7 protein-coding genes and 3 pseudogenes are annotated in these 12,812 nt (G+C 61.5%); 6 read left to right on the forward strand and 4 right to left on the reverse strand.

Going from position 1 to position 12,812, the window contains the following annotated elements; genetic code table 11:
- The 3 genes and pseudogenes from EN804_RS30965 to EN804_RS30975 all read left to right on the forward strand — a co-directional run.
- A partial coding sequence (locus EN804_RS30965) for a DUF3363 domain-containing protein (protein ID WP_135897786.1) occupies positions 1-1,249 on the forward strand: 1,249 nt, incomplete at its 5' end.
- 355 nt (positions 1,250-1,604) lie between these two features.
- Positions 1,605-2,591, forward strand: coding sequence for an ATP-binding protein (locus EN804_RS30970; protein WP_126057775.1), 987 nt, complete (start codon positions 1,605-1,607; stop codon positions 2,589-2,591).
- A 17-nt stretch (positions 2,592-2,608) separates the two neighbouring features.
- A pseudogene (locus tag EN804_RS30975) lies at positions 2,609-5,077 on the forward strand (S8 family peptidase).
- Between the two features lie 232 nt (positions 5,078-5,309).
- On the opposite strand, the gene EN804_RS30980 reads toward EN804_RS30975, so the two are convergent.
- The 4 genes from EN804_RS30980 to EN804_RS30995 are packed head-to-tail and all read right to left on the reverse strand — an operon-like array spanning position 5,310 to position 8,234.
- Entirely contained in the window at positions 5,310-6,839 is a 1,530-nt protein-coding gene (locus tag EN804_RS30980; protein WP_126057776.1) for an E2 ligase fold family C protein, read from the reverse strand.
- A 3-nt stretch (positions 6,840-6,842) separates the two neighbouring features.
- A complete protein-coding gene (locus EN804_RS30985; RefSeq protein ID WP_126057777.1) occupies positions 6,843-7,331 on the reverse strand; it encodes a Mov34/MPN/PAD-1 family protein in 489 nt (162 codons plus the stop codon).
- Positions 7,328-7,945 (reverse strand): putative metal-binding protein, encoded by a 618-nt coding sequence (locus EN804_RS30990; RefSeq protein WP_126057778.1) that lies wholly within the window; start codon positions 7,943-7,945, stop codon positions 7,328-7,330. The genes EN804_RS30985 and EN804_RS30990 overlap by 4 nt, the downstream gene beginning before the upstream one ends.
- Positions 7,938-8,234 carry a DUF2604 domain-containing protein gene (locus EN804_RS30995; RefSeq protein ID WP_126057779.1) on the reverse strand — a complete coding sequence of 99 codons (297 nt, stop codon included), beginning with the start codon at positions 8,232-8,234 and terminating at the stop codon, positions 7,938-7,940. Before EN804_RS30995 ends, EN804_RS30990 begins: the two co-directional genes overlap by 8 nt.
- A 311-nt stretch (positions 8,235-8,545) precedes the next feature.
- On the opposite strand from EN804_RS30995, the pseudogene EN804_RS37715 reads away from it, so the two are divergent.
- The 3 genes and pseudogenes from EN804_RS37715 to EN804_RS31005 all read left to right on the forward strand — a co-directional run.
- A pseudogene (locus EN804_RS37715) lies at positions 8,546-8,785 on the forward strand (hypothetical protein); the annotation flags it as partial.
- Positions 8,774-9,697 (forward strand): annotated as a pseudogene (gene fni, locus EN804_RS31000) (type 2 isopentenyl-diphosphate Delta-isomerase); the annotation flags it as partial. The pseudogenes EN804_RS37715 and fni, both read left to right, overlap by 12 nt.
- A gap of 515 nt (positions 9,698-10,212) precedes the next feature.
- Entirely contained in the window at positions 10,213-12,519 is a 2,307-nt protein-coding gene (locus tag EN804_RS31005; RefSeq protein ID WP_126080685.1) for a S9 family peptidase, read from the forward strand.
- Positions 12,520-12,812: the final 293 nt, after the last annotated feature.

A 12,812-nucleotide genomic window follows, 5' to 3' on the forward strand; every position in this document is an offset into this window, starting at 1 on the left:
ACGCTTCACCAGCATCGACCGTCGGCTGCTCAGCATGCGTGATGATGACGGCCTGGTCTCGCCGGGCGGTCCCGACGCCATTCGCCAGACGCTGCACCAGGGACGGCTGCGCAAGCTCGAGCGGATGGGTCTGGCCGCGGAGGTCGGCGCTGGCTCCTGGCGCCTCGACGATGAGCTCGAAGCCACGCTGCGCCGCACCGGCGAACGCGGCGACATCATCAAGACCATGCACCGCGAACTGACCGGCAAGGGGCTTGCCCGCAGGGCCGCCGACTGGGTGATCCACGATCGATCCGGCGAGCCCGTCCAGTCTCTCGTCGGTCGCGTTGTCGCGCGTGGACTGGCCGACGAGATCAATGACCGCCATTACATGATCGTCGACGCCGTCGACGGTAAGAGCCATTGGATCAACATCGGTAGAGGCGAGGCGATGGAAACGATGCCTAATGGCTGCATCGTGCGTGTCGCGCCAAGGAACACCGAGCCGAGGCAGGTCGATCGTACCATCGCCGAAATCGCCGCCGCGCATGGCGGCCGTTACGACGTCGATATGCACCTGAAGCATGACCCATCCGCCACCGAGAGCTTTGCGCGAACGCATGTGCGGCGGCTGGAGGCGATCCGCCGCGCGACCGGCGGCGTCGAGCGAGAGCCGAACGGCACCTGGCTCATCGCGCCGGACCATCTCGATCGCGTCGCGAATTATGAGGGCCAGCGGGCCAGGGCCGAGCCTGTCGTTGCCGACAAGCTCTCCTCAATGGCGCTGGAGCGACAGGTCAGCTTCAACGGCGCCACCTGGCTCGACCGGGAGCTGGTTGCCGATAGACCCGAGCCTTTGCACGGATCCGGCTTCGGCCGCGACGTGAGAGAGGCGCAAGCTCGCCGGCGGCAGTGGCTGATCGCGCAAGGCCTCGCGCATAAAGAACAGGATGGGATCGTCTATCGAGCCAACATGCTTTCGATCCTGCGCCAGCGAGAACTGAACCGTGTTGCTGGCCAACTGTCGGAGGAACTTGGCCTGCCCTATGCCGAAGCGCGATCCGGAGGACGAGTAGAGGGTACGCTCCGCCGCTCCGTCGAGCTTGCCAGCGGAAAATATGCCGTCGTTGAAAAGTCGCGCGAGTTCACGCTGGTGCCATGGCGGCCGGTGCTTGAGCGCCATGTGGGCAAGGAGGTCTCCGGTGTTGTAAGTGGGGAGGGGATTTCATGGACCGTCGGCCGGCAAAGGAGCGGACCTGGTGTTTCGTGAGATGGTGTACAGCTTTTTAGCCAGCGGCGCGGGCAGCCATGCGAGCCCGCGTAGACCTTATGGCCGCACGCCCGCAATCGGTCGCATGGACCTGCCAGGCGGGGCGGCTTTGGAGCGTTCGGACCCGACACGCTGCGTGAGTGGCCAGACTTCGAGCGCTCGAAGATGCGGACTGTTGTCTGCTGGCCGGCGTTATTCCGGCTGGCCTATGACCGCGGCGCAACAGTTCACCGCTGAAGTTGCCACGGGCGAACATCGACAAGAGAAAAAACACCATTGCGCGATACAAATCGCCGTTGAAAGCGTTTAGGTTGCATGCGCTTCGCCAAGTAAACGGATACCCCAGAAGAGAGCCATGACCACGGCCCGCCATATCGTGACGCTGCTTAAAAGCCACATTGCCGGCGACGAGGATCGTTTCCTCTCTATCGCGATGCAGCTTGCTGCGCATGAGGCACGTCAAGGCCATGGTAAGCTTGCTCAGGAGCTCAAGGATCTGGTCGACGCAGCCAAGAGCAGGGACGCCCGGATTGTCAAGAGCAGTCGGCCGGTTCCCCTTTTTCAGCCAAAGGGCGAGCTCGCAGGGCTCCTGCATGTGCGCTATCCGGACCTGCGACTGACCGACATGATTTTGCCGGACAGTCTGCGCTCGCGCCTGCACCGCGTGCTGGGAGAGCAGCGCCAACAAGCAAGCTTGCGCGAGCACGGGCTTGTTCCCCGTCGCAAACTGCTTCTGGTCGGCCCGCCAGGATCAGGCAAGACGATGACCGCATCGGCATTGGCCGGGGAGCTTCATCTGCCCCTTTTCACGATCGTCCTCGATGGTTTGATCACCAAGTTCATGGGAGAGACTGCCGGAAAGCTGCGGCTTGTTTTTGATGCAATGCAGGCGACGCGGGGCGTCTACTTCTTTGACGAATTCGATGCCATCGGCGCGCGTCGAGGCGAACGCCAGGATGTTGGCGAGATTCGGCGCGTGCTGAATTCGTTTCTGCAGTTTCTCGAGCAAGACGACAGCCACAGCCTGATTATTGCGGCAACAAATCATCCCGAGCTGCTCGACAGAGCTTTGTTCCGCCGTTTCGACGATGTCATCGAATACGCCGTGCCCGATCGGCCGATTATAGAGGCGCTGCTTCGGGCTCGACTCGACCGCTTCGACACCAGAGGGCTTGCCTGGAACGAGGCGATCTCTCAGGCAGAGAGACTGTCGCAGGCCGAGATCACGCGCGCGGCCGACGACGCTGCAAAAACCATCATATTGCGGGGGGGGAAGCGGATCACCTCGGAAGCGCTCATCGACGCTCTGAAGGAACGCCGGCAGGCGTCGCTGTTTGAGTAGCGACAGCACAGATCATAATGGCAGACGATTTTCCGCGCGACCGCGCCCATATCCACCTTCGCAACAACGGCATTCGGGAAGCCTATCGGCGGCCCAACCAACTTATACATGCACCGCCGCTGCCGGCGCGTGATCGGGCGTCGCATGCTGCGGCCTTGACGCAATCCATCGAACAAGCGGTCGAAAGTGCACGCCAGCAGATTGCGGCGCGTGACCCCCAGCTGTCGGTCGGCACGCCTGGCTTTTACCTCGCGATCGATCTGCCCATGTCCGGACGGGCGGCCCTCGACCAGTTGGCCGATCGTCGCCAGCACATGGAGCTGGTCGCCGTCCATGAGCCAACTCAACCCGGTGCTCCCATCACAGCGTCGGTGTTCCTGCCGCAAAGCGCGCAAGCCTATTATTTGCGGAAAGTCGAGGCGTATCGAGACGTTGATACTGACCGCGGCAGACCGCGCAACGAGCCGCTCGTCTCCCGCATGGAGACAGTCAGGCTGGCGACTGCACGATCGTTGTTTACCGACCACGACGACCTCTTCCCCCAGGCCGCTGACGAGCAGGTGTGGTGGGAAGTCTGGCTGCGCGACGGTCGCCGCGAGAACTTCGAGCACATTGCCGAAGCCCTGAACATCACTTTGCGCACGCATGCGGTTAGGTTTCCGGAGCGGGTGGTCATGCTGGCCCTCGCCAGCACGGCAATGCTCGACCGCATGATTGCGCACAGCGATGTCGTCGCCGAGCTGCGGCGCGCGAAGGATACGCCGTCCTTCTTCCTGGGCCTTGGCGGCGCGGAGCAAAGGGACTGGAGCGACGAGCTTCTCGGGCGCGTCAGACCGCCTCAATCCGATATTGCGGTCTGCATTCTCGACAGCGGCGTGCGTCGCACCCACCCGTTGATCGAACCCGCACTTGCCGTTTAAGACTGGCACACCGTCAAACCGGCATGGGGCAGCGACGACACACCTGCGTGGAGCGGCCACGGGACGCGAATGGCAGGTGTCGGCCTGTACGGTGATCTGGTCCCGCTCCTGGTCGGAGGCGATCCAGTTCCATTGCCCTTTCGGCTGGAGAGTGTTCGTATCCTTCCGCCAGAAGACGAGGCAAACGATCCAGAACTCTATGGCGCGATCACCGCGGAAGCGATCGCCCGCGCCGAGGTGCAGGCGCCGGAGCGCCGCCGCGCGATCGCAATGGCTGTGACAAGCGCCAGTCCGGCGCGTGGAAGGCCCACATCGTGGTCTGCCGCTATCGACCAACTCTGTTTCGAAGAGGAACAGCGACGCTTGATCGTTCTCTCTGCCGGCAACATCGGCGATGACCTCATGCCGGCCGAGCATTTGACGCGCAACGATCTGGAAGCAGTCGATGATCCTTCTCAGGCCTGGAATGCGCTGACGGTCGGCGCTTTCACAGAAAAGGTCGATATCATTGACACCGACTTTTCGGGCTACGCTCCGATCGCGCCGGTCGGCGAGCTCTCGCCGCGCAGTCGCACTTCGGTCGTTTGGGACAGGCAGTGGCCGGTGAAGCCCGAGGTCGTCTTCGAAGGCGGCAATCTCGCCCATGACGGTGTGTTGCCCGGCGAGCCGATCGACGATCTGCAGATATTGACCACTTTCTGTCGACCCGAACTGCGCCACTTCACCACCCTCGGAGATACGAGCGCGGCAACGGCCCATGCCGCACGGATGGCGGGACTAATTCTATCAGCGCGCCCCGAGCTGTGGCCTGAATCGGTTCGCGCCCTGATCGTCCACTCGGCCGAATGGACTCCGGCGATGCGCGCACGCATCGATGCGTGCAACGGAGCGAAGGGCGAGATCCAGGCGCTCGTGCGGCGCTATGGTTACGGCGTGCCAGATCTTGGGCGCGCGCTTCTGTCAACGGTGAACGACCTCACGCTTATCGTTGAAGATGAGCTTCAGCCTTTCCAGCGCGAGGGCGGCGCGGCTGCCAAAACGCGTGACATGAAGCTGCATCGCCTGCCTTGGCCGAAGGAGCAGCTCGCGGCGCTCGGCGCTGCCCAGGTCGAGCTCCGCGTCACGCTGTCCTATTTCATCGAACCCAACCCCGGTGAACGCGGATGGACCCGCCGGCATCGTTACGCGTCCCATGGTCTTCGGTTCAGAGTAAAGTCAGCGACCGAGACAGTCGACGAATTCCGAGCCCGCATCAATCAGGCCGCTCGGGACGAGGAGGAAGGGGCGCCTGCTGGAGGCGGAGAAGAGTGGCTGCTCGGCACCTTCCGCGATCGCGGCTCGTTGCACGCCGATTTCTGGTCGGGCAGCGCCGCCGATCTCGCCGAGCGTGACGCGATCGGCGTGTTCCCGGTCGGGGGCTGGTGGAAGGAGAAGCCTTACCTGGAACGCGTCGACGCTCTGGCTCGGTACGCCCTGATTGTGACGATTCGGGCGCCTGGGGTCGATGTTGACATCTTCACACCCGTCGAAGCAGCCCTGACTGTCGAGACGTCGGTCGAGACCTGATGCAGCACTGTCCAAACCGGCCAACAACGGAGGTTTGACCAGCCTCTGGTGCCATGGCGGCTGGTGCTGGATCATCACGTCGGCACGGGATCATGCGCGGAGGACGATAGGCCGGCAAAGGAGCGGGCCAAGCGTGTCATAATGGCGCCCATGGTCACGCCCACAAGCCGCGCCCCCTGCGTCTACGGAGAGGTGCGCGTCTGCTTAGGCGGCCGAGACATCGCTTACCTGATCAACGCGCTCCGTATTTGCGCCTGTAAGCGGCAATGAAATCGTCGTCGCTACAGATGCAGCGGCCGCTGGAGTCCTTGGCCTTCGGATCGTGCAAGTGAGAGCCAAGGGGGCGCAGAAGATTCACCCGAGTGCTCGTCGTCGGGCTCATGGGAAACCCCGCACTATGCTTGACCAAATCCGCGGCAAGCATAATCCCGGCAAGCACCGACTGAAAGGCCATCGGAACCACAGTTCGAACGCGGCGACTTCCTTCGCTAAGCTGGAACACCAGACCGCCGCAGATAGCCTGCTGATAAAAGGAGCGCAGGGGCTGGCCGACAAACGGGGCTAGCGGTTCAAACGGCACAGCCATCGCTGTAGCCACGCGAACTACAAAGTCGTTGGGAACTCCGGCATTTGTCTGCAGGAGCGTTTTCACCTGCTCGTGTGCTTCCGGTATTCCGAGTTCCTCGGCAATCAGCTGGTGCTCGTCCTTGGATTTTCCGGATGGCAGGTACATGCAACAAAGGCAAGCCTGGCCGTCATCGAAACCATGCCGGGAGATACCGAGATCGTGCTCCTGCATCCAAGCGTTTGCGATCCATCGCGGCAGTGCACCTTGGACAGCCAGACGGTCGGCGGCGGTGTCAAGCGCCACACCCACTTGGTCTAAGACCCAATTGCCCCGGCGCGCAACATATTCTGCCCACGTCAGAGGGTGCGCCTCGACCTCAAGGCCAGTCGATCTAAGGGCGGTGGCTGCAAGAACCGCCTTGGACATACCAATCTCCGCCTGGCCGGCCAATGCGTAGCGCTGCAGGTTTGAGAGTTCGATCGCTTCGTGATCGATTACATGCAGACGACCCTTGAGATCGGGTTGTCTCGCTAGCGCCCAAAGCGAGCCATGGCCTATCGCACCGAGCCCAACGAGGTGGGTTTCGCCAAGGTCGACTGGGAAGTCGATCGGGCCAGCCTCCCCGGCTTTGGTCTTGTCGTAGCTGCATAGCGAGAGGTCGATGGTTTCGTCCAACTCGGCGCCGGTCAACTGGGCGGCGAAGATAGTTCGAAAGACGTTGGCGGCGCCGAAGCAACTGGCGGCGCCAGCTCCAAAAGGCAGCAGACTTGGGCCAGAGCCCACCGGGTCCGTACGCGACAGCTTTGCCGCCCAACCGTCCGATCCCACGAAAAAGATCGGGCACCGGAGTGATGGGCGCGTTACCCCTGCAACGACGCAGACGGTGGCAGACTTGCCGGAACGCCGGATGCCGACTTTTGGATTGATCGACTTTGCCAAGCGCTCCAGCGCTTGGGCTTGAGAGCTCGCCGCGCTGTCCAGCGGGAGTATCGCCAGAACCGGGTAGAGCCTAGCGAGCAATCTCACCGCAAGATCTAGTGTCGCCTGGCCTTCGGCGCAGGAAGCGGCCTGATGGTCGAAGGCGACTGCCACGACCTGCTTTTCAAGAGCTGCTTTGAAGTCTCCCAGATGAAAATCGGCCAGGACCTGAGATGCCGCCGTGGCGGCACGATCGATGAAGTTAGCGAATGCCATTGTTCAACTCGATATCATGATCATTCGCGACAGTGCCGCGGGAGGGAGCGCATTCCATTTGGCCTTTTCGTCAAGCCGATAGGCGGCGACCCGAGCAAAATCGAAAGGCTCGCGGGCGAAATTCGGCACTACCAGCGACAGACACCCAACCGTGGTAGCAACCGCATAAGCGTCGTCCGTCGTCGAATGGTAGGCGCGGCCCGGATGGCTGTGAATCTGGGCCAAGAGTTTCAGGCCGCTTTTGTAGAGCCAGACATTGAGCCGGTGCAGTTCTTCGGCCGCAACGATCACGCAAACGCCATCGTTTGTCCGAATGTGACGCTGCGCCGGGATAACCGTCTCTGTTACGGCAAAGTGCCGGTCTTGCTGAACGCCGACCCAGAGCGCCATCCCCTCATTGCCTTCGCGACCAACTGAGCGCAGATGCCCATGCGTGGTCGAGATGCAGCCGCGCGGGAGAGTCACGATCGTTACATCTCTCAAACCAGTCATTCTTGTATCGCCTGAGGGGATACCACCATTCCTACGATTGCCGGTGGGAGTTGAATCTGCAACTGCTCTATAGGAATGATTCCGTACTTGATGATCTTGTCCAGGATGAAGGCCAAACAGCCTTCGCCAGAACCCCGATGAAGTAGCCATGGATCACCTGAATGGGCTGGATTGTCGTGGTATTCCCGGACGCCCGCCATGCACAGGAATGGTTCGTCCTCGGGACTGTTGGCCTGGATGAAGTCCGTCAGCGGCACGGCGTTCTGCTGGATGAGAGCTCCTATCATCTCCGGCGGCGTTCCGGGCAGCGGCGGACGTCTAAGCATTTTCAGGTATAGATCTTTCCGGGCAATCGGATGACGCGTAAACGGATCGACGAAGACCACGGACGGTGGTCTTAAGTCGTAGTCGGTGAAGTCGACCTCGCTCGCTGCGCTGATCACCCGTGGTTTTAACTTGAGGCTTGCGAAAATGAAGAAAGCGCGCGGAAAGGTCGCCTCGATCAAGAAGCAGCCCTGAGCCCGATAGACATCAGCATATGGCCGGAACCGGCCGATCTCCCGATCAAACTTCGCTCGGGAGACCTCCGGATCCACACTTTGGGGTTTAGGCACCTGCGACGCCCGCCTTCAGGCTGAGGAACAGGGTCACAGTATTCGGGAAACCGAAATCGCCAAGCTTCTTGTCGACGTCGAGCAAGTTGCCGGCCTCATCCTTCAATTCCCAATTCTCGGCTGGTTGGGCGACATTCTGCGTGTTCTCAAGGGCTTTGGTACGAATGACGTGAAGCGGCTGGTTGGGATTGGCTTCGACCTGCGTGGGCTGGCCGTTCACCACCATCGTGATCTCGATCTTGCCCGGCCCGCCGCCGTGATTATCGCCCTTACCCGAATCCTTCGACATTGTCCTACTCCTGTGGCTTGCCAACCGTCCCACGCCCTGGCGCCCACCTGCGAGTGAGACCGGCGGTCTTCAATCGTTCACCCGGCGCCACGGCCGCGAGTACGCGAAAGACAGGGGATAAGCTACCGAATCGGTGCTTGCCTTCTTTTATGGGTGACTTGAGCCGCAAGTAAATGGTCTCAAATTGCTCCTCACAACTATAATCGATTATAGCAATGCGAAAATATTGGCGACACGCCTATTCATCTGCTCTCTCACTCGCCTGCTCCGTGCTTGGCAAGGGGAGCTTTGACTGCGTCACGCGTCCCCCAATCCTGCAACGCATTCACCCGAGCCTGCGCGACACCAGCGCCCGCACCGGCCGTGATCCGCAGAACGAAACGCTGATCGTGGCGTTCTATCGCGAACTGGCGCTGCTGTTCTGGCTAGACGATTGCAACGACGTTGGCCTGATCGCGCCGGAGCAGCTCGCCGCCGTGGAGCAGGCGCTGGGGCACGGCGTACCGTGCGTTCTCTCCGGATTCGAGGGCTGCGCTCAGCTGCGCGCTTCGCTGGTGCTGGATCGGCGAACGGCGCCGGCCACGGTGGCCGCTGGCTGGGAGTACATCCATTTCGAACACTGCGCACTGCCCGAGTTGGACCTGACGCAGATCGACCTGCGCGCCTCGCTGCTGGGCAAGGCTATGCGCGCGCCGCTGCTGATCAGCTCTATGGCCGGCGGCATGCCACGGGCCGAGGCCATCAACCGGCATTTGAGCGAGGCAGCGCAAGCCTTGCGGATCGCCATGTGCGGTTCGCAGCGTGTGAGCCTGCAATCCCGTAACTCCCAGGGGCTAACGCGCGCGCTGCGCCGCCTGGCGCCAGACATTCCCTTGCTGGCCAATATCGGCGCCGCGCAACTGCGGGAGGCCGACGGCCTGGACCTGGCGCGTCGCGCGGTGGACGCGCTGGAGGCCGATGGGCTCATCGTCCATCTCAATCCGCTGCAGGAAGCGGTACAGCCGGGAGGGCGACCGCGACTGGCGCGGCGTCCTGGCGCTGATCGCTGGCGCCGCGCGCATCGTGGGCGTGCCGATCGTGGCCAAGGAAGTGGGGGCGGCCTGTCCGCCTCGGTGGCCTGTGCGCTCGTCGAGGCGGGCGTGGCGGTAATCGATGTCGCCGGCGCCGGCGGCACCAGTTGGGCCGCAGTGGAGGGCGAGCGCGCCCGCAATGCCGCCGACCGTGCAGTGGCGATGTCATTCGCCAATTGGGGGATTCCCACCCTGACCAGCGTGCAGGCGGTGCGTCGGGCGCTGCCAACGGTGAAGCTGATCGCGTCGGGCGGGATCCGCGATGGCGTCGACGTGGCCAAGGCCATCCGCCTGGGCGCGGACATCGCCGGGCAGGCGGCCAGCGTGCTGGGCGCGGCGACAGTGTCCACCGAGGCCGTTGTCGCGCATTTCGAGATCGTCATCCGCCAGTTGTTGGGTCACCATCAAACCAATTTGACGCCCCGGGACAATATCGTCCGGCATTGTCCGGTGTGCGACGATGTTGGGGATGCGACATAGGCGGATTGCCGTGTATTAAACCGCTTTTCCTTTGGCACGCATATTGCGCCCTATCGGTAAACCTCGTCATGGGCCGGCGGCAATCGCTCGGAGATTGTCGAAATAGCACAATCTGCCGGGGTGACATCCGGCCCGACTAGAGCAGGACCTTTCAGATGATGCAGAAAAGCAAGCGGCCATACTCGCGGGGAAATAGTCGCGTCAGGGCTGCATGGACGCTCTTTCCTGGTTGTTTCGGCGACGGACGCCAACTCTTCAATCGGCACCCGAACCAGTGCCTGGATGTCCAAGGAGCGCCCCTGTTGCGCGTGCCTGGCTGCACCCGCGTGCTGGCTCTCCTCCAAGGCGACGCTCGGCGCTGCTGCAGACCGGCGACGAGAACCCAACTTCAAAATTAGCATTCCGAAAACCGAAAGAAGTGAACAGGTATGTCCAGGATCGGCGCTTTGACGCGCGCGGCATGGCGATCGGCAACTCAGACGCTGGCCAAGGGTTCGAAAAGTTTACACCCGACGCTAGCGCCGGCCGATTTCAAGCGCGCACTTACGATCAACGATCGATATGGCGGGCTCACTGTCAATGTCCCCAAAATGCCTTTCTGGCTGACCGGGGGTGAAGCCTTCGTCTACCGCCGGACTAGCCACGGCGAGCAGCAGTTCATGCAGGTCGATGCTGCCACGGGTTTCAAGCGGCCCGCTTTCGATCAGGCGCGTCTGGCGGCAGCGCTAAACAAGGTGAGCCATGAGAGCTATCAAGCCGGCAATCTTCCGTTCGACCGTTTCGAACTGAGTGAGGATGGTCGCAGGCTCGACTTCCAGATTGAAGACACCCGGTGGAGCTGCGACCTTGCAAGCTATGACTGTACCAGCACCACATTCGATGCAAGGAAAGGGGACCGTAGGGAGCTCAGCCACCGCTACACGCCGCCAGCGGAGAACAACCCCGACAAGAGCAACGCGTCGCCCGACGGCAAATGGATCGCCTATATCAAGAACTGCAACGTTTTCCTGCGCAGCGAGGACGGATTGCAGGATGTTCCTCTGAGCCGGGACGGAGCCGAAGGCAATTGCTACGTCTTTTCGACGCTGAGCTGGTCGCCGGACTCGCGCCACCTCGCCGCTTACCTTGTTCGCCCCGGCTATAGGCGAGAGGTCCGCTACCTCAATTCATCGACGGACCAGTTGGAGCGGGAATATTCAACAATATTCTATCCCAGGCCGGGCGATGTCCTTCCGCTGCCCCAACCAGTCCTGTTCGACATTGCCGGCCGGCGCCAGATCGTGATTGACGGTGCCCTCTTCTCGAACGTCTTCGAACTTTCCCCTCTCCGGTGGTGGGCGGACAGCCGCGGCTTCACTTTCGAATATAACCAGCGCGGGCATCAGCTCTATCGCTTGGTCGAGGTAGACGCCGCCTCGGGCCGCGGGCGCTCCCTGATCGATGAGACCAGCGAGACATTCGTGGATTATTTGCCGCTGGGGCATGGCCAGGAGGATGCCGGAAAAATCTTCCGTTACGATGTCGATGACGGGAAGGAGATCATCTGGGCATCAGAGCGCGACGGGTATGAGCATTTGTATCTTTTCAACGGCCGGACAGGCGCGCTCGAAAACCAGATCACCCGAGGTGAGTGGGTCGTCCGGAGGGTCAACCATGTCGATCCGGTGAAGCGTCAGATCTGGTTCGAGGCGAGCGGGATGAACTCGCAGGAGGACCCCTATTGGGTCCATGCTTACCGCATCGGCTTTGACGGCAAGGGACTGACTGCACTGACGCCCGAACCGGCCAACCACCATATCGAGTTCTCGCCTGACAGGCGCTATTATGTCGATCTCTGGTCACGCATCGATCTGCCCCCGCGCATGGCACTCTACCGCGCCAGCGACAATGCCAAGCTCCAGCAGATCGAGACGGCCGACATTTCCGAGCTCGTCGCCGCAGGCTGGCAGCCGCCGCTCAGTTTCCATTCCAAGGGGCGCGACGGCAAAACTGACATCTGGGGTGTGCTCCACCTGCCAGCCAACTTCGACCCGACGAAGAAATACCCGGTTGTGGAGAATATCTATGCTGGACCCCACGGCTCCTTCGTCCCAAAATCCTTCTCGCGGTGGACAGAGCCGCTCACGCAGCTGGGCTTCGTCGTTGCTCAGATCGACGGCATGGGCACCAACAACCGCTCCCGCGCCTTCCATGATGTTGCTTGGAAGAATCTGAAGGACGCAGGATTTCCCGATCGCATTCTGTGGCACAAGGCGGCGGCCGCGCAATATCCATGGTACGACATATCCAACGTCGGCATTTTTGGCGCATCCGCCGGCGGCCAGAGTGCAGTCAGCGCGCTGCTCTTTCACCCCGATTTCTACAAGGTCGCCGTCGCCAAAAACGGCTGCTTCGACAACAGGATAGACAAGACCTGGTGGAATGAACTGTGGATGGGGTGGCCGGTCGGCATTGAATATTCGCAATCCTCCGCCGTTGACAATGCTCACAGGCTGCAGGGCAAGCTGATGATCGCGGTCGGCGAAATGGATGATAATGTCGATCCGTTTTGCTCGTTCCAGCTTGCCGATCGACTCATCAAGGCAGGAAAAGATTTTGACATTGTCTACGTTCCTGGTGCCAATCACCATACTCTAGGCACCTACACCGAGCGCAAACTCCTAGACTTCTTCGTTCGCAACATTCTCGGTCAGACCCCGCCCGACTGGAACAGCAAACCGATCGAGCTGGAGTAGCTTGTGGCTCTTGCAATTGTTAGCTCGCCTTATCGGCTGTAATCAGGGCGAGGCGCGAGCAAATCTGCACCGAAGGACGATCGTGGAGTCTAGGACTTGCGCTGCGTATTGAGGATAGGCTCGCCGCGACGTTGGTCTGAGCAAACTGCTTGATAGGCACGCCTGCAGACCGCGTGTGTGCGATTGCAAGATCCCCTATCAGCCTGGTGTGAAGCGTTCAGGGGAAAAGCCGCACCCAACGCCGCTTCCGCTCGCCGTAACGCTACGGCGGTGCGGCCCACCCGATCCGCTCG

This window comes from Mesorhizobium sp. M8A.F.Ca.ET.161.01.1.1, assembly GCF_004792105.1.
Taxonomy (GTDB): Bacteria; Pseudomonadota; Alphaproteobacteria; order Rhizobiales; family Rhizobiaceae; genus Mesorhizobium.

Excerpts from the sequence above, each read along its gene's own strand:
- EN804_RS30970 (WP_126057775.1), top strand. The coding sequence starts at position 1,605 with ATGACCACGGCCCGCCATATCGTGACGCTGCTTAAAAGCCACATTGCC.
- EN804_RS30980 (WP_126057776.1), bottom strand. The coding sequence starts at position 6,839 with ATGGCATTCGCTAACTTCATCGATCGTGCCGCCACGGCGGCATCTCAG.
- EN804_RS30985 (WP_126057777.1), bottom strand. The coding sequence starts at position 7,331 with ATGACTGGTTTGAGAGATGTAACGATCGTGACTCTCCCGCGCGGCTGC.
- EN804_RS30995 (WP_126057779.1), bottom strand. The coding sequence starts at position 8,234 with ATGTCGAAGGATTCGGGTAAGGGCGATAATCACGGCGGCGGGCCGGGC.
- EN804_RS31005 (WP_126080685.1), top strand. The coding sequence starts at position 10,213 with ATGTCCAGGATCGGCGCTTTGACGCGCGCGGCATGGCGATCGGCAACT.